The organism is Aquimarina megaterium XH134 (assembly GCF_000520975.1).
GTDB classification, from domain to species: Bacteria; Bacteroidota; Bacteroidia; order Flavobacteriales; family Flavobacteriaceae; genus Aquimarina; species Aquimarina megaterium.
This window is the reverse complement of record NZ_JACB01000001.1, coordinates 461706-480227: the sequence shown is the minus strand read 5'-3', so window position 1 is coordinate 480227 and position 18522 is coordinate 461706. Positions and strand designations below refer to the sequence as shown.

Here is an 18522-nt window from a genome sequence, read left to right as displayed (position 1 = left end):
GTATATATTTTAGTCGGACTTCACAGGAAATATTAAAACAAGTTTAGTACAAACCTGTGAGGTCTATAATTTATTTTTTAAGCGGTTTGAAGCTGTGATTTTTTATAAGCCGAAAGAATATCAGACTCATAGACCGAATAGAATTCTGGATCAAAATTGGCTTCTGCAAGATGCTGCATCACATAATTCACATCTCTTTTTTCTGTAAGCCAGCGATCAAAAACTTCGTGTCTCATTCTGATTCCGAATGTATTGATTCCTAAAAATTCTGCGGTTTCTTTATGATAGGATACCGTAATGCATTTGGTATCATCCTCGTGTATCCAATGAAACTGTTGTTCGTATTCTTTGGGTTTACCAAATACCCAACCATAGGTTTGATATTCGATATCAAGAAATTTTGCACTATTAAACCAATGTCCCGGTTTGTATTCGGTTTTATTTCCACAAATAGTCTGTGCTAGTGTTTCTCCCATCATACGACCGGTATACCAAACGGCTTCAATAGGGCGTCGATTTCCTATAGCTTCATGTTGTTCTGCACAATCACCAATAGCATAAATGTTGGGGATGTTGGTTTCGAGAAATCTATTCACTTTTACACCTCTGCCCAGTTCTATACCAGAATCTTTTAAGAAATCTACATTGGGAGAGACACCTGGTGTTAACCCAACAACATTACAATCAATAACTTCTCCTGTTTCTTGTACAACTACGGCTTTAACTTTGCCGTTATCATCAGCAACTATTTCTTTTAAGTTTACACCTAATCTAAGATCTATATGATGATTTTGGATATGTCTATTAATCATTCCGCTTTCACCAGCAGGTAAGACTGCATCCCAAAAACTATTTTCGCGTACCAAAAAGGTAACTGGTATATTACGAGAATGAAGCATTTCTGCTAATTCGATACCGATTAATCCTCCTCCAACAATTACGGCACGTTTGCATACTTGATTATTTGGGGCATGTTTTTCTAGATTTTCGAGGTCTTGTTTGTGATACATACCCATCACTCCATCAAGGTCCTGACCTGGCCAACCAAATTTATTGGGTTTAGAACCTACTGCAATAATCAGTTTGTCATAGCTCATAGTTTCTCCACTAGCAAATACAAGCTCATTAGCCTGGTGATTAACTTCGGAAACAAAACCATTTTTAAGTTCAATTCTGTTTTTTTTCCAGAACCAGTTTTCGTAAGGTTGCGTATGTTCGAATTTCATATGTCCCATATAAATGTACATAAGAGCAGTACGCGAAAAGAAATATTCGGTCTCGGCAGAAATGATAGTGATTTTTTTGTCAGACATTTTACGTATATGCCTGGCAGCAGTAACTCCCGAAATTCCATTTCCAATAATTGCAATGTGTTCCATAAAAGATAATTGTTGGTTGTCAATAGTTATTGAAGTGATTTAAACTTTTTTCAATTCGCTATAAAAATGCTCTTTTTCACTCAATTTTTGTCTTTTTATTACTCCGTAGCGCTGCTATGAAGTGCAAAAAACACTTCAATTGATTAAAAAACAGCTATTTTTCGCCAGAATCAAAAAAGTTTAAATCACTTCATTAAGAAGTGAACACTTCGGTCAGTAAGTCGTATATAAATATAAGAACTTAAATAGTTGGATTAATTTAGAATGAATCTAAAAACTGATGATTTTGTAAGGGTTGCCACTTTATATCGAACAGGAGGGATGTGTTTTTAATGAAATAAAAAACTGCCTGAGAAAAAGCTTCTCAGGCAGTTTTACTTTTTTTGTTTACCCTGGATTTTATATCAAATTGAATTTGGTATTAGTACTTTTGGGTATTCTTTTATTGCTTTACTATTTTACGAGTGATCACTCGATCTTTGGTTATTATTTTTATAGTATACAATCCTGTTTTGTAGGCACTCATATCAATAGAAACTACACCTTTGTTATCTGTGATACGTTTTTGGGTACTACTTCTCGCATTGTTTAATGCTGTTAAAGCGATAGTAACAGGAGATTTTTCTACCTGACCAGTTTGTATATACAGTATATTTTGAACCGGGTTAGGATAGGTTGTTATCTCTTTTTGATGAAGATTTTCTTTTTTTGCTGCTCTGGTTTTTTCTGGGCAAAATTCTGTTTCAGGATCTTTTAACCAATTAGCCCCATTTGCCGGATGTCCTACTATACAATCAATAGAATTGTATCGAGCATTCATATAATCTAATTTACTGTTATTGGATGCTATCAAGCTAGTTAGATTATTACTGGCACATGTTAAAATCTCCAAAGTAGTGTTTTTACTTACATCTAAACTCTTTAGCTTATTACTATGACAACGTAATTGTTTCAATTTAGTATTCTTACTTACATTTAGACTTGTTAGATTATTAAATGCAGGTGTTAAGTAAATTAATTTAGTGCTTTTACTTGTGTTTAAGCTTTTTAATTTATTATAAGAACAATTTAAATGCTCTAATTTAGTACTGTTACTTATATCTAATTGTGTTAGTTTATTATGCTCACAATACAATGTTTTTAATTCTTTTTGTCTGCCTAGTTTTAGTTCGGTTATCTTATTATTACGACAATTCAATTCTTGTACTTTCCTGCTATTTGGCAAAAACAGTTTGCTTAACTTATTGTTACTACAATTTAATTCGATCAAATTACGGCTGAGGATTGTTAGCGATTCTAGGTTGTTTCGGTTACACCTTATACTTTCTAATTTAGTATTCTTGCTAAGATCTAAACGGGTTACTTTATAGTTTTTATAGAAAAATAATGCTAATAATTTTGTGTTTTTGCTAAGATCGATTTCTCTAATACGAGTTTTCCAAATTGATAAACTATTAATATTTTTAAAAGCTTCAATACCAATAAGGTTAGATACTTGACTGCCAGAAACAAATATATGCTGTGTATATGCCTGGGCTTCGCTAACTTCTATTTTGCCATTATTATTGGTGTCAATATTATGATCTTCGAGTAATGCTCTTTTAAATCGGGCATCAGGAATAATAACTTCCTGAGCTTGTAGTGATAGGGTAAGTGTTATTAATGCAATACAACTGCATATCCATTTTTTTTGTGTTAATACGATCATGATTTTGGTTTTTTTGTTGAACGGCGAATTTAGATAGGTGGGTGACGATGTATGTCCTGATTTCTTGATTATAAAAGAATCAGGACACATTCATACCTATAATTAGGAAGTTGTGTAGAAAAATAAAATCTAAAATTGTTTGTAAGTTGATGATTTTCCATTCGACTGAATGCCCATTACCAAGGTAAATTTTAACAATTTAAAATACGATAAATTCAGTTTTTGATAGCACTGATAAAAAGGTAAAGGATGAAAAAAATAACAATTCTATTAGTTCTTCTCTCAATTCAATTTGGGTTTTCGCAAAGTAGTACAGAATTTTTTACTAAAGCAGATAGCTTTTTTAAAACCTATGTATCTAACGGAAGAATTGATTATAAAACCATAAAAAAAGACCCATCTTCGTTAGAAGAGTTATTGAAAATAGCTTCAAATGTAAAGGTTACGACAAGTGACGTTAAAACCTACCAGGCGTTTTATATTAATGCGTATAACTTGGCAGTAATAAAAGGGATAGTAGATAAATATCCGACAAAATCTCCATTAGATATTAAAGGTTTTTTTGATAAAACGACCTATACATTAGGAGGCAAAAAAACAACACTTAATGATCTGGAAAATAAGATCCTTCGCAAAAATTTCCCTAAAGAAGCTCGATTTCACTTTGTGTTAGTTTGTGCAGGTCTGGGTTGCCCTCCGATTATACCTTCGGCTTATAAACCGTCAACATTAGAAGATCAATTACAACGACAAACGGTAAAAGCTTTAAATAACCCCAATTTTATTAAAGTAAAGGGTAATAAAGTACAGTTATCACAAATTTTTGAATGGTATAAGGTAGATTTTACTCAGAATGGATCAGAGGTAGATTTTGTAAATAAATTCCGAAAAGAGAAAATTCCGGCAAAAGCCAAAGTATCATATTACTCCTATGATTGGAGCTTAAATCAAATTAAATAATCACAATTATTTCAAAATAATCTTTAACAATAAATAAGAATTTTTATCAAAGTTTTTTATATCAAAGCTACTTTGAAGGAGGATACTTATGTAAAAAAAAGCAATAATGAAAACCAAAAGAATACTAATAACAACAATAAGCCTTTTTATTCTGACTATAGGATTTGCACAGGACGAGGATTCAGGAAAATCAAATATCCAGGAGTTTACACCTTCAAAACTTTTAAAGAAAGGACAATGGGATATTAAGTTTTTTAATAGCATATATACGCAAACAGAACAAACCGACTCGGGATCTAAATCGGTAACTATAGATAGACAAACTTTTTTTACCAATACTACTGAAATATTTACAGGAATTAGTAAAAATTCGAGAGTGAATGTTGGGCTTATTTTTCAGGTTAGAGCAAATACTTACGGAGGAGCAGGAGCATTGGAAGCATTGAGTTTTAAAGATAATACTACAGATGCCAGAAGTGGACTTACCACAATTGCACCGTCAATAAGAATACAACCTTTTAAAAATGTAGCAAATTTTTCTTTTACCAGTTCGTTTTTTATCCCTGTGTTTGAAGATGTTCCAAATGCACCTTATTTAGATAAAAGAAGTTTTTTCTGGGAGACTAAGTTTTTCTATGATAAAACCTTTGGAGGTAACAAATGGCAGATTTTTACAGAAGCAGATTTCGGATATAATTTTGGAGAAAAGTCAGTAGATGCTGATCCAGCTAGCGAAAATATATCAGAGCGATTTGCAAATAATAGTTTGTTTGTACCATTAAGTGCTTTTTTGAGTTATTTCCCAAGCTCGAAATCTACAGTTTTTGTAAATGCCCAGCAGGCTTTTTTGTTTGATTTAGGAAATGATTTTGATCAGGATTATACACAGTTAGGATTTGGAGGTAAATACCAGCTTACTAAAGTTCTTAACCTGGAAGCGTCTTTTGGTAAGATTGTTAGAGGAAATAATTTTCAGGGATTAGGGCAGACATTTAGTTTAGGTTTAAGAGCATTATTCTAGAATACTAGTATAAAAATTGTATTTTCAGCAGTAAAAAGAGAACATGAAAAATATTTTTCTACTGTTGTTAGCCTTTATTTTTTGTACGTGTTCTGGGCAAGGACCTAAGATTAATGGAGTTAGTTTTGTAGGTGCTCCAGAGGAGATTACTGCTGCAGAGATTGAACCTGTTGTAGAAGTCAATGCCAATTGGGCTGCAGTGATGCCTTTTGGATTTATAAAAAATTTGGAGACCCCGACTGTAGTTTTTAATATCGAGAGACAATGGTGGGGAGAGCGAAGAGATGGAGCCAAAAAAACAATTGAATTATTGCATGATAGAGGGATTAAGGTGATGCTAAAACCTCAAATTTGGGTGTGGAGAGGAGAGTTTACAGGAAATATCAGTATGAAATCTGAAAAAGACTGGAAAACACTCGAAAAATCATACGAGGATTTTATACTGCTTTATGCAGTATTGGCAGAAGAAATGCAGGTTCCTATACTTTGTATCGGTACAGAGTTGCATACATTTGTTCAGACAAGACCCGAGTTTTGGAATCAATTGATTACTAAAATACGATCGGTTTATAAAGGAGAATTAACCTATGCAGAAAACTGGGATCAGTTTGATAAAGCACCCTTTTGGGAACAATTGGATTATATAGGTGTAGATGCCTATTTCCCAATTTCTCAAAGTAAAACACCAACGGTAGAAGAGCTTAAGGAAGGATGGCAAAAACATAAAAATGATATTATCACAGTACAAACCAAAATGAAGAAACCTGTTTTATTTACAGAATACGGTTATCGAAGTGTTCATTTTACAGGGAAAGAGCCCTGGGATTCTAGCCGTTTTGATGGTAAAGTTGATCTCGAAGGGCAAAATAATGCATTGACCGCTTTGTATCAGGAATTCTGGAATGAACCTTGGTTCGCAGGAGGATTTCTTTGGAAATGGTACCATAATCACAGTAAAGTTGGAGGAGAACGTAATAATCGATTTACGATACAAAATAAACCTTCAGAACAACTAATAAAAGAGTTTTACTCAACAAAAAAATGAATTTTTCTAGACTAGTTTTTTTCATATTTTTTACCACTTGTGTTGCTTTTGGGCAAAACAAAGTGGTTTCCGAAATTCGTATACAAGGAAATAAGAAGACCAGAACCTCGGCTATCACAAAACTCACCAATATTGAGCAAGGAAAAGCCCTGGATTCTTTAGAGATTGAGGGAGATATTAAAAGACTAAAAAGATTACCTTCTATAGCACATGCCTATTATGAGGTTTATGAGAAGGAAGAAGGCTATGAGGTAGTTTATGGAATAGAAGAGAATTTTACGATCATTCCTTCTGCCAATCTCTATACAACCAATAATGATGAGTTCGCTTTTAGAGTAGGATTATATGAGTTTAATTTATTTGGCCAAAATATAGTTTTGGGAGGATTGTATCAAAATGATATTTATAGCTCTTATGGAGCAAATCTAAGAGCGCCATTTTTATTTAGTAAGAAATTAGGAATAGCCTTTAATTATAGTAATCTTACTACCGAAGAACCCGTGTTTCTAGAAAATGGTACTGCAGATTATAAGTATAACAATACCTCGTATGAAGTATTAGGGTTATATCAATTTAATCTTCAGAATCGTATTGAGTTGGGTGTGAATTACTTTAATGAAGATTATACATACAAACGTGGTGCTACCGAAGTAGGAATACCGCAAGATTTTGATGTTAATAAGCTATTATATAAACTAATATACGAATACGATAACCTGGATTATGATTACCAATATGTATCGGGATTTAAAAGCACATTAAATGCACAATATGTGGTGAGTACCGAAAACGTCTTGCCCGATTTTCTTATCGGGTGGAATGATTTTTTATACCATAAAAGAATAGGTAAAAAAGGAAATTGGTCTTCCAGGTTACGATTAGGATTAGCAAGCAATGATGATTCTCCATTTGCGCCGTTTGCGGTAGATAATAATCTTAATATTAGAGGAGTTGGTAACACTATTGATCGAGGAACAGGAGTGATTGTCCTTAATACCGAGTATAGACACACATTGTATGAGAAAGATTGGTTTGTATTGCAAAGCAATGTCTTCGTAGACGGAGGAAGCTGGCGTAATCCCGGAGGAGATTTTGGAGATTTTGGAGATTCTCAAAATTTTAGAATATATCCAGGTGTGGGTTTACGTCTTATGCATAAACGAATTTTTAATGCCATTTTTAGAATTGATTACGGGCATGGAGTTACAGACGACGCTACCAAAGGATTTGTATTTGGTATCGGGCAATATTTTTAACAACCTGGGCTTATCCAATATAATAAAGGGTTTGACTTTAAATAAACCAAACCCTATTGAGTTAATAGTATAAATGATTAAAGAAAATCACTTAAGCATTGATGTACTATAGGAGATCCCTTACAACAACCATTAGGCAATGAACCACCACCACAAAAGGTGCATATTTCGGGAGGATATGTTGGGCAATTTCCTACTCGACGACCCCCATGAACAGATTGTTGCTCATCTTTACTAAGTCTTTGAGCACCGCTTAAATTCAAAATGTTTTTTAACATAATTAAGGTTTTAAAAATATAATTTTCCTGAACAATTAGAGACATTCAGGTTTATGTCTATTCTTGCAAGAATTTTTTTAATGTCATTATTGGCTTAAGGTTATATTTAGCTTTTAAAAGAAGTAAATTTTTTATTCATAATCGCCTTTTTGTACCCATACACACCTATTCGTTAAAAAGAAGTTAATTATTTACCGAACGTTTGGTAAAAAACTATATGTTTCTATATTTGTACTCTCATTAGAAGTTAAATACAAAGTTTAGTCATAGAAAATTATAAACACCAAAACCCGAATTGTTATGGAACAGAAATTTCCACTACCTCCTTTTTCAGAAGAAACAGCAAGACAAAAAGTACAAATGGCAGAAGATGCCTGGAACACAAAAGATCCAGAAAAAGTTAGTCTGGCCTATACTATAGATAGCGAATGGAGAAACAGAGATCAGTTTCTGAAAGGAAGAAATAAAATCGTTGGGTTTCTTACCCAAAAATGGGAAAAAGAACTCACCTATACATTAAAGAAAGAGTATTGGGCACATACAGATAATCGCATAGCGGTAAGATTCGAATATGAGTATGAGAATAAAACAGGAGATTGGTATAGAGCATATGGAAATGAAATGTGGGAATTTGATGTAAACGGTTTAATGAAAAAGAGATATGCAAGTATTAATGATATTGCTATAACCAAAGAGGAGAGAAAGTATATTTAGAAATTATCTCAGCAAGAAACAAAATTTATCTTGGCGGATTACCTAAACGAACATAGAACTCGTTAAAATACAACAGAAAAGAAAAAAATAGTAACTGTATTATTTTTTTATATAATAAAATTACCGAACGTTCGGTAATTAAATTGAATTACTAACATTACACTTTTAGAATCATGAGAACAATAAAAATCACATTAGGAATTGCGGTATTTGCAATGATTACACTAACAATGTATTCTTTTACGAAGAATTTAGAAACGGAAAACAAGGATACTAAATCACGACATATATCAACACTATATAAAACTGTTGAAGTACATGGATTGGATATATTTTATAGAGAAGCGGGGACAAAAAATAAACCTACCATTCTATTGTTGCATGGGTACCCCACGTCATCCCATATGTTTAGAAATCTAATTGTTGATCTTGCAGATGATTATCATATTTTGGCGCCAGATTACCCAGGATACGGAAGGTCGGAACAACCATTACTATCAGAATTTGACTATACTTTTGATAATATGGCTACTATTATTGAAGGTTTTTTGACTACACTGGAAGTAAAGAAGTTTAGTATCTACCTTATGGACTATGGTGCTCCTGTAGGGTTTAGAATTGCTTCTAAATACCCTAACCGTATAGAGTCACTAATCATTCAGAACGGTAATGCATACAATGAAGGTATTAGAGAGTTTTGGGATCCTCTTAAAACATACTGGAATGACCCATCGATTAAAAATGGTAAAGCTTTAGAAGGTTTTCATAGCATAGAGGGATTAAAGTGGCAATATACTCATGGTGTTAAAGAGGTTAATAAGATTAGTCCTGATAGCTGGGAAATTGATTTGCAGCATTTAACAAGAAAAGAGAATAATGAGATTCAATTAGCTATGTTTTATGATTACAGAACCAATATTTCGCTATACCCTAAGTGGCAAAAATACTTACGGGATTACCAACCACCCACATTAATTGTTTGGGGTAAAAATGACGATATTTTTCCGGCAGAAGGTGCATATCCCTATAAAAGAGATTTAAAAAATATAGAATTTCATTTATTAGATACTGGGCATTTTGCACTAGAAGAAAAAGGGGATGAAATAGCAGGTTATATTCTTAATTTTTTAAAGAAAAATAACATTAAGTAAAGTGCTTAAATCAATAAACGATGCAAAACGACTTTTATATAGGTTAATATAAAAGTCGTTTTTTTCTGTTGTATGTAGTGCTATTTAATTCTAATTTTGGTATTTGGGTATACGCAACCATTTTTTATGTCTGTTATCTACTAAGTATAAAAATATATACAGATGAAATCGTTTTACCTTATTTTAATTTCCTTCACTTTTTTGTTTTTGTCCTGCAATAACGATGATGATACTACAGAAAATACTATTGAATCTTTAGTTTTTGGCAAATATGCTGGAGAATGCCTTGAAAATTGTTTTACTGTATTTAAAATAGATACAGAAAAAATAACAAAAGATACTACTGTAAAGCACTACACCAACGACTTTACATTTAAAAACTCTTTTGTGTATTCTAGAGAAGTATTCGAAAAATATAATTCATTATTATCCAGTATTCCTGATGAATTAAAAAATGGAACTGGCAAGGCATATGGGTGCCCAGATTGCGTAGATCAGGGAGCATTTTATTTAGTAGTACAAATGTCTGATGGAAAAATAAAGAAATATAACATCGATGTAGATAATACAGAAGATCAAAGTACAGAAATCGTAGTGTTTAAAAATAAGATTACCAATACTATTGAAGAACTAAGAGTTATAGATTAACAACCTTTTCTTTATAGTACCGATATAAATCTTCAGAAGAAGCTCCCATCCATTTTCGCATATGAATATTCAAAAAGTGATATTGCAAACGCCAGACACCAATCTCTTCATAACGTCTGGCAGAAGTAATCACGTATTTAGGGATGATTACAAACTGTTTGATGGCAAACAGTCGGTCGACAAGGTCATTATCTTCATAAACGATAAAAGATTCATCATAACCTTCGATTTGTTGAAACAGCGTTGAGGTTATAAATTGACTCTGATCACCACCTCGACATCGTTTACTTTTAAATTGTGTTAACCACCCCAGAAAACGCAGCCACCAATGATTAGAATCAAATTTCATTCTAAAACAACCTGCATTATTTCCTTTCTTAACCTCTGTTATGATATCATTATCAAAACCTTGCGGAGGGAAAGAGTCTGCATGAAGAAAGTACAGAATATCACCTTTTGCAGCATTACCTCCCGTATTTAATTGTTTGGCACGACCCTTTTTTGATGTAAGAAGCCTAATCAAAGTTGATTCGTTCTTTATTATGGTATTTACAATATCTCGAGAATCATCATCACTACCACCATCTACAATAATAATTTCTTTTATATTTTCTTTAGTATCACAAGATCTAATTAAGTGAGAAATCAAACGACTAATTGTTTCTGCCTCGTTTAAAATGGGGATAATAATAGATATTTTCAATTTTACTAAGAATTCGATTATACTGTAAATTTACTCATTTAAGCTCCAATCATATTCTTTATTCTCTTTTTGTTTTTAATCTAGTACAACTGCCGAAGGATAATCTTTTGACTGTTCATTTAATCCCCAGTTGTATTCTTTATACCCTTTCTTTGGTTGTTTTTCAATTTTTATTGCAGCATATCTGTTAATAAAATCCTTAACATCACCTCCATTTACTTTAAAGTCTCTTTTATACCAGCTAAATATTTTCGAAACTATGACTTTGTCTTTTGTAATTGTGTTTCGGGTAGGATCATTAATAAATTTTTCAGTTTGGCTATCCAAAGCACTATTAAGGTTGTCTGCAGTATAAGCTCTGTTCCATACCACAGGGCAAGAAATCGAAGCACAATTAATGGCAAAGTGGATTCTTGGATCCCCAAATTTTCTTAGAATCTTGTGTTCTAACTCACCCAAACTATACCATACTCCATCAATTTTGAAGAATTTTTTACCCCAGGGATCTTCAAGATCTTTGATACTTTTTAATGGGTAACTATCTATAACAAGTTTTATAGTATAAGCATTGTAAGCATTAATCCAATACGCTAATTTCTCTTCTCTTGTCCAATTTTCTTGAGGCGGATTATCAGAAAGTTGTTTAAAATATCGGTATAATTGAGAACTGTCTCTCATAAAACCATTATAATCCACTTTTCCATCATCAGATACATTTAGTAGTAATGCTTGATCCCAAATGGTGTGATCAAAACTGTTTTGTGATTGAATCTGATTTAAAGATAATATTGCGAATAGTATTATTATAATTTTTGGAGCTTTCATTTTTTTAGGTTTTAGATGGTTATTATTTAATTTTTATCAACTCTTTTTTTAAAATCTATGTTTTTAGTAGAGAATCAGGAAATGAACTTACAGTTAAAATTTAGTTTTAGCTGATTTTTGGGAGAATGATTAGAAGTATAAAGTATAAAGAGAAGAGGTAGTTCGTGATTAAAAAATAGAATTTAAACACCTGATTATTAGTGATTAATGATAATATTGGTTTTTTAAATAACTAGAGTAGCTCTGCCAGTATTAGATTAAGGTTTTTTAGGTAAATTTTAACTTTTTAAAAAGCCAGAATCAACTACTTATTTCCTCTTAAATTTTGGATTGGAATAAGAATTTAGACAATAAATGAGTAAAAATATTATAAGTGTTTTACTATTCGTTTAAACTCCAATTGTATTTTTTGAAGCTCTTTTTCGCATTAGAACTAATAGTAATTCTAGAATATTTATTTAAAAAATAAATTAAAGAACCTTCGGTTTTAAAATCTTTTGCAAACCAGGTAAATATTTTAGAAAGTTGAATACTATTAGAAGTTATTGTATTTCGTTTAGTATCATTGATAAAGTTAATCGCTAATTTTTCTAGCTCATGATCTACATTTTGAGCTGTGAACGCTTTGTTTAATAATGGAGGGCAAGAAATCGAGGCACAATTGATACCAAAATGAATCCTGGGATCTCCCATTTTTCGTAAAATTCTATGCTCTACATCATTAAGAGTATACCATTTGTTTCCTAGTTTAAAAAAACGCAAATCCCATGGTTCCTTAATGTCTTTAATACTTTTTATAGGATAATTGTCCAGGATTAATTTTACAGTAAATGCATTATATACATTTATCCAATATGCCAAAACATCAGATTTACTCCAGTTTTCTGCGGGGATATTTTTACTTAATGCTTCTAGATATGATTTCAATACAAGGTAATCTTGTTTAAAACCGATATAACGTACAGTGCCAGTAGGAGAAACATGCTTCTGTAGTAAATCATTCCACGATTGATGATTAAATGCTTCAATGATACCAACTTTTGGATCTTCTTTTGGTGTTACTGTTTGTTTTTGTTGCTGTGAAACTTCTTCAACTTTAACTTCTTCGGGTTCTACTTTTTTAATCGCTGTATCTGGTGCTTTTTCTTCTATTGGAACAGTAACTGTAGGAGAATTTTCCTTTTCTTCAGGTGTAGTATACTCGTTGGGAGTAGCATTTTGAATGGCTTTTTTACTTCCGCCGCAGGCAACAAATACACAAATTAATACGATAAAAAATAGGTTCTTCATTTGGCAATCACTTTTTAATTTAACTAAGATACATTTCCTGTTGGATAAAACTCTGACTACGATGAAGATTCTCTGAAAAACTAAACGGTGACCTACTTTTTGATATTTTTTTATTTTGAAATTCGCCAATTCGAGTGCCTCAACTTTGGGTCAAGTATATCGAGAATAGAGTTTTGTAATAAAAACCCTTTTCTCGATAGTTCTGTTAAGCTTGTCGAAGAACTTTGGTTAGAGTTTGCTTCGACAAGCCTAGAGTGTGATGTAGAAGTGTTATTTTAATTTCATTAGATCGAAGGTTCTGGATGATCAATCTGTATGAATCTCTAAAGGATCGACTAAGTTATCTGAAGTATCATCATTAGGATTAGTTCTAACATAGAACCCAAAATCGGCCTCTACACCATGTACATTCGGAATCTCCATAATACCATTCTTTAATAATCTACCCAATTCTTCGGGATGAAGTCGATACCCGCTAGCCAGGTTAATCATTCCTACAGAAGAACCATGGGCTCCTTCTATTTCGAATACATCGTGTTCTACATTATCTATTTCATCGCGATTAAGTCCTGAAAAAGCAAGAATACTATGTGTGTAATGTCCATTAAGAACCCAGGAATCTTGTCCAAAATCCATAAAAGGAACTTCATCTTCTCCAGAAAGCCCTCCGACATTACCAATCATGTCTCGAAGTGCTTCACCAACCTCTTCTCTAAAAGCTCCCCGTACAAGATCTGGTGCTTCATCTGCCTCACTAATTTTTGGAGCAATCAAAGTGGCGTCAAGTATCCAGCCAATAGGCCCTAAAACAAATAAAAATGCTCTCAACAATTTTATATACCAAGGGATGTCTACATCAACATCAATTCCACTAGTAAATACATTTACAAATCCATCATGCCAGCGAATAGAGCCTTTTACATTATAAAATTTTCTGAAAAATAGAAGTAAAACCCCATCCCATTCTATGGTTGCTCCCGATTTTTCGGCTTCACCACTTATCTGAATTCCTAAATCATGCATACTCATTTGCATAGCATTTATGGTAGCTCCTTCAATACTTTCTCCTACTTTTTCTTCTGCTTTTTTGGCCAATACAGTATCCATAGCATCTCTGGATATAACAATTTGAATTCCGGTGTTTTCTGGAACTATAGAATGGTTTTCAGGCATTTGAGCAGATTCTCCAGGTAATGCTAATGTGGCGATTAATGCAGGAGTAGTATCCAACATCGTACTATCGTTTACTTGTGGATTTTGTGGCTGTCCCGGTGGAAACCCAACCTGTACATGTTCTATTTGTGAGATAGCTCCTAGATAGAAATCAGTATTCCAGGTGGATCGGTTAGGAATTTCATCTTCTTCAAAAACAGACCCTTCTATTCCTCCGATCAGCGAATTATAAATAGGGATATCCATATTTTGTAAGATATCATCGATTAAACCAGTAGCAAATGTACCTACAAGTCCACCGATATCTTCTGGAGTAGCTTCTTCTACTTCATCAACAGATAATGCTGCAACGGGAGATGAACCAGAAACACTTCTTACAAAAGGTCTAAGTTTCATCCAAATATCAAATGGAGAAGCATCAGAATCTCCATTCTTAAACTCACCAGTAATATGCAAACCTAGCCTGGCATTGTTAGTGGCAGGCTCTCTAACCTCTATTGTTGGTTCATTGATTTGAATTTGAATATCTCCAAATTCAAATGATGAAGGAATAACTTCTGTAGCATATAAATGAGTAACTATCCCCTTAATAATATCCACATTGATACCAACTGCAATTTTTACTTCTCCTAAGTCCATACTCGTTTTTTTTGTTGTTAATATTGGAACTTAAAATAAAGTATTTTACGAATAGTGATCAAGGGGTAAAAGACTAATATTTAGTGGGTTAATAGACTATTTGTAGTGTGTTATGCGATTTGTTTCTTTAAAAAATTATGACTTTAAATGTAGGGCTTAATCTGTAATAATATCATATAAATTACTCATAAAGACTGGCTAACGCCTGGGTAAATAGTGTGACCTCTTCGATAGTTCCTGTACTTATTCTACACCAATCAAAGAAAGGAGGAAACGGTCGACCAATTAAGACTCCTTTTTCTAACATTTCTTTATGTAATGTGCGTATATCTTTTCCAGATTTAAAGAAGATGAAGTTGGTATGCGATTTTACATAAGGTAGTTTAAAAGTATCCAGAGTTTTATAAATCATTTCTTTTGCTTCCCGAGTCTTTTGTAGGCTGAAATTATAAAATTCCTTATCATTTAGTGCTTCTTTAGCTGCAGCAATAGCGGGAACATTGCTATAGGCCACCATATTTCTTCGAAGCTTTTCTGCTAAAGCCGGTTTTGCAATAAGATAACCGATACGAAGACCCGCCATACCATATACTTTCGAAAATGTTCTGGATACGATGACATTTTTTTCTTGTTTTACGAGTTCGACCATCGAGGGATAATTAGGATCTTCGATATAGTCATAATAAGCTTCATCACTAAATAAAATAGTCTTATTACTAATAGCATCACAAAAATCTATTAGCTTTTTTGAAGGAAGAATAGTAGAGGTTGGGTTGTTGGGATTACAGAGAAAAACTAGTTTTGTTTTTGAAGAAATTCGTTTTTCGATCTCTGCCATATCGTACCCTTTATCATCACCCACCGGTACCCAGTTTACGGCTGCTCCCCATTGCTTGGCATATGTCATCATAGCCAGAAAAGTAGGCTTTCCTGCAATAATTTCCCCTCCATTTGCAGCAAAAGTAAGCCCCGTGATTTTTAATCCTTCTGTAGAACCACCGCAGATGATAATATGATCTTTGGTTACTCCTTCTTTTTGAGCTAAAATTGTAGCTAATTCATCGGCATAAGCATATGGATATCGACAGCTATGATCAAAAGCAGCTATAATGGCTTTTCTTACCTTTTCTGAAGGGCCATAAGGGTTCTCATTAGAACTTAATCGTATATGTTTTGATAGTGATCTGGGATTGAATGTGTTGATTTCTTCTAATGTTAGCGCATTAGTGATACCTATACCTCCTAATAATGCAAAACTCCCTCCCAACGAAGTAGATTTTAACCATTGTCTTCTATCCATGATATTTTATCTTTAAAATGATTTGCTTTCTAAAGATAACAATTTATTGATTTTAAAGTTCTTATGGATTTAATTAAACTTCGTAAGTTTTGGAATTTGACTATAGTATACTTTGAAGTAACTTAAATAATAATCCACTAGCAATAGCTGCTATCGGAAGTGTGAGCACCCAGGATAATAATATTTTAGAAATCATCTTAGGATTTGCTTTTTTGGTTACGGTACCAATCCCAAATATAGAACCAACAGATACATGTGTTGTAGAAACGGGTAAGCCATGAATACTTGCTGTGGTTACTAATAGACCAGTAATCATATTAGCAGTAAATCCTTGGCCAGAATTCATAGGAGTGATTTTTTTACTCATAATAACACCAACTTTTTTGGCATTTATAAGTCCTCCCAATGCCATTGTAATAGCAACAGCTATCATCCCCCACTTAATATCCAAAGCATTAATAATCAATAATAACCCTACAATTTTAGGAGTATCATTAAGTCCTCGTGCAAAACTAACAATCCCGGCACTTAGGTAATGTAAACTGTCTAATATTTTCTGTGAATTAACACCTAATAATTTTCCATTATAGGTCTCTACTTTGGTGTGGCGGATAGAAGTTGTAATCTTGGTTTCTGCAGCAACTGTATTCATATGATGTGCAGAAACTGGTATGGCCTCTGCTTCTTGTTTTTTATCAATATAGATACCACTGTTTTTTGTGATATTAAGTTTTTTCCTGATATATCTAAACATGATATACAATAATAAACTTAATACGGCTGCCATTAATGGACTTACAATAAGAGGAACTAAAAACGTTTTTCCGAGTTTTGCAAAATTAAACTCGGCACCAATGGCCATTACTCCAGCACCAAAAAGGGCACCTACAAGGCTATGAGTTGTTGATATTGGCATTCCTATTTTTGTAGCGATAAATACAGTAAAAGCAGCTCCAAGAGCAATAGAGATTGCAAAAATTGGCATCTGAATTAATTCATTAGGTACCAGTCCTTTTCCAGAAAAATTTTTTACCAGTTCTTCTGCTAAAAAGATAGCAGCGACAGAACCTGAGAATGTTGTTATTGTAGCCCAATTTATTGCTTTTTTGTAATTCGTAGTTCCACTTCCGAAGAGTGTGGCAACGCCTTTAAAATTATCATTAGCACCATTACTATACGCCAAAAAACAAGCAGCAATAAAAAGAAGAATCAATATCATCGGGATGTATGTAGTTAAGAATTAATTGTTCATAATCCGACGTATTGTTTTGAGTTACCTTACAGTATCGATAAAAGAAAACAAAAAAAGAAGCCGAAGGCAAATACTTGTCTTCGACTTCTCAGGTTATAGTTAATTAGCCTTCGCTTTTAACAGCATCCGCCTCCATCATAATGGTAGGTAGATTCGCTAATAAATATATCATCTCTGTTTAAATCAGCTATAGCACTAGCGGTTTTATCGCATATTGCTATTGGTTGATTTTTTAGTAATACGTGCCCTTTTTTATCATCAAAATAATCTTCGTCTCCGTAGTATATTGCTGCTTTTCCTGTAAATACACAAGGGCCATCTTTTGGCATTGGATCTTTGATTGCTGCTACTTCTATAGATTCAATGTAGATCAATTCATCGGTATCATAATGTTTTGGATCCAAAATTCTGTAAGGTTTACGCGCTCTGATTTCTATAGTACCAAAACCTACATCAGTTAGTGCTTTTACATATTCTGCAATAGGTAAACTTCCGCTTAAGCATAAAGCTCTTAGTCGCTCATCGTTACGTAGTGTATCATTCATTGGTTGTTCGCAAGTTGGATCACTCATAACTAATCTTCCATGTGGTTTTAATACACGATACATTTCTTCGATCGCCTTTCGAAGATCATCTGCCTTAAAAATATTAAACAAACAGTTTTGTGCAGCAACATCGATACTGTTATCTTCTACAGGAAGATTAAGAGCATCTCCATACCTTAGATCGACGAATTCACTTTTAAACCAGTCATTTTGAGCTTCGGCTTCTTCAAAATTCTTACGAGAAGCATCCAACATTTCATTCACAACATCGATACCTATAACACCACTTTTCTGACGAGAGAAATAAGAGAATTGCAATAATTCCATTCCGCCTCCAACGCCAACATATAAGACTTTGGGAGAATTAGTTAAGTCACGTGCATTTACCGTACTACCACAACCATAGTTCATTTCCTGCATAATTTTAGGAATCTTAAGTCCAGGTAGTTCCCAGATGGGGTTAGTGGTACAGCATAAACCTATATCTGGGGTTAATGCTGCTTCTTTATACACATCGTGAGTGGTATTTAAGTAGCTCATATATTAATTTTTGTCGTTTCCAATTAAGAAGGAAATATAAGTTATTTTGGGTTATAATCAGTTTTGTCGGAAAGTGGAAAAAAAACTTTCACTAC

The 18522-nt window shown here is 33.2% G+C and carries 17 protein-coding genes; 7 read left to right on the top strand and 10 right to left on the bottom strand.

Features of this window, described 5'->3' with window-relative positions; genetic code table 11:
- Window positions 1–77: 77 nt before the first annotated feature.
- Entirely contained in the window at window positions 78–1379 is a 1302-nt protein-coding gene (locus Z053_RS0102245; RefSeq protein WP_025663405.1) for an NAD(P)/FAD-dependent oxidoreductase, read from the bottom strand.
- 442 nt (window positions 1380–1821) lie between these two features.
- The gene (locus Z053_RS0102240; protein WP_035094626.1) at window positions 1822–3087 is read right to left on the bottom strand and encodes a T9SS type A sorting domain-containing protein; all 1266 of its coding nucleotides are present in this window, start codon (window positions 3085–3087) and stop codon (window positions 1822–1824) included.
- A gap of 249 nt (window positions 3088–3336) precedes the next feature.
- On the opposite strand from Z053_RS0102240, the gene Z053_RS0102235 reads away from it, so the two are divergent.
- From Z053_RS0102235 to Z053_RS0102220, 4 genes are all read left to right on the top strand, one after another.
- On the top strand, window positions 3337–4047 hold the full coding sequence (locus Z053_RS0102235) for a DUF547 domain-containing protein (RefSeq protein WP_025663403.1): 711 nt from the start codon (window positions 3337–3339) through the stop codon (window positions 4045–4047).
- A 106-nt stretch (window positions 4048–4153) separates the two neighbouring features.
- Entirely contained in the window at window positions 4154–5068 is a 915-nt protein-coding gene (locus Z053_RS0102230) for a hypothetical protein (RefSeq protein WP_025663402.1), read from the top strand.
- Window positions 5069–5111: 43 nt separating this feature from the next.
- Window positions 5112–6113, top strand: coding sequence for a glycoside hydrolase family 113 (locus Z053_RS0102225; protein ID WP_025663401.1), 1002 nt, complete (start codon window positions 5112–5114; stop codon window positions 6111–6113).
- Entirely contained in the window at window positions 6110–7369 is a 1260-nt protein-coding gene (locus tag Z053_RS0102220) for a POTRA domain-containing protein (RefSeq protein ID WP_025663400.1), read from the top strand. Before Z053_RS0102225 ends, Z053_RS0102220 begins: the two co-directional genes overlap by 4 nt.
- Before the next feature lie 77 nt (window positions 7370–7446).
- Here the strand turns inward: Z053_RS0102220 and Z053_RS0102215 are convergent, their stop codons facing one another.
- Complete coding sequence (locus tag Z053_RS0102215) at window positions 7447–7647, bottom strand: hypothetical protein (protein WP_152538245.1); 201 nt, start codon at window positions 7645–7647, stop codon at window positions 7447–7449.
- Window positions 7648–7947: 300 nt separating this feature from the next.
- On the opposite strand from Z053_RS0102215, the gene Z053_RS0102210 reads away from it, so the two are divergent.
- The 3 genes from Z053_RS0102210 to Z053_RS0102200 all read left to right on the top strand — a co-directional run bounded on the left by Z053_RS0102210 (window position 7948) and on the right by Z053_RS0102200 (window position 10160).
- Window positions 7948–8361, top strand: a complete 414-nt coding sequence (locus Z053_RS0102210; protein ID WP_025663398.1) for a nuclear transport factor 2 family protein — start codon at window positions 7948–7950, stop codon at window positions 8359–8361.
- A gap of 173 nt (window positions 8362–8534) precedes the next feature.
- The gene (locus Z053_RS0102205; RefSeq protein ID WP_025663397.1) at window positions 8535–9512 is read left to right on the top strand and encodes an alpha/beta fold hydrolase; all 978 of its coding nucleotides are present in this window, start codon (window positions 8535–8537) and stop codon (window positions 9510–9512) included.
- Window positions 9513–9674: 162 nt separating this feature from the next.
- Complete coding sequence (locus tag Z053_RS0102200) at window positions 9675–10160, top strand: hypothetical protein (RefSeq protein ID WP_035094624.1); 486 nt, start codon at window positions 9675–9677, stop codon at window positions 10158–10160.
- Here Z053_RS0102200 and Z053_RS0102195 read toward each other — a convergent pair.
- The 7 genes from Z053_RS0102195 to arsM form a co-directional block, all read right to left on the bottom strand.
- Window positions 10150–10863, bottom strand: a complete 714-nt coding sequence (locus tag Z053_RS0102195) for a TIGR04283 family arsenosugar biosynthesis glycosyltransferase (protein WP_035094623.1) — start codon at window positions 10861–10863, stop codon at window positions 10150–10152. The two genes, Z053_RS0102200 and Z053_RS0102195, sit on opposite strands and share 11 nt — an antisense overlap.
- Before the next feature lie 75 nt (window positions 10864–10938).
- Window positions 10939–11688, bottom strand: coding sequence for a DUF547 domain-containing protein (locus Z053_RS0102190; RefSeq protein ID WP_025663394.1), 750 nt, complete (start codon window positions 11686–11688; stop codon window positions 10939–10941).
- A gap of 381 nt (window positions 11689–12069) precedes the next feature.
- Window positions 12070–12978, bottom strand: a complete 909-nt coding sequence (locus Z053_RS27735; protein WP_025663393.1) for a DUF547 domain-containing protein — start codon at window positions 12976–12978, stop codon at window positions 12070–12072.
- Window positions 12979–13284: 306 nt separating this feature from the next.
- Entirely contained in the window at window positions 13285–14790 is a 1506-nt protein-coding gene (locus tag Z053_RS0102180) for a hypothetical protein (protein ID WP_025663392.1), read from the bottom strand.
- A 181-nt stretch (window positions 14791–14971) separates the two neighbouring features.
- Window positions 14972–16090 carry a pyridoxal phosphate-dependent aminotransferase gene (locus Z053_RS0102175; protein ID WP_025663391.1) on the bottom strand — a complete coding sequence of 373 codons (1119 nt, stop codon included), beginning with the start codon at window positions 16088–16090 and terminating at the stop codon, window positions 14972–14974.
- Between the two features lie 100 nt (window positions 16091–16190).
- Window positions 16191–17309 carry an inorganic phosphate transporter gene (locus Z053_RS0102170; protein ID WP_025663390.1) on the bottom strand — a complete coding sequence of 373 codons (1119 nt, stop codon included), beginning with the start codon at window positions 17307–17309 and terminating at the stop codon, window positions 16191–16193.
- A 149-nt stretch (window positions 17310–17458) separates the two neighbouring features.
- On the bottom strand, window positions 17459–18427 hold the full coding sequence (gene arsM, locus Z053_RS0102165; RefSeq protein WP_025663389.1) for an arsenosugar biosynthesis arsenite methyltransferase ArsM: 969 nt from the start codon (window positions 18425–18427) through the stop codon (window positions 17459–17461).
- Window positions 18428–18522: the final 95 nt, after the last annotated feature.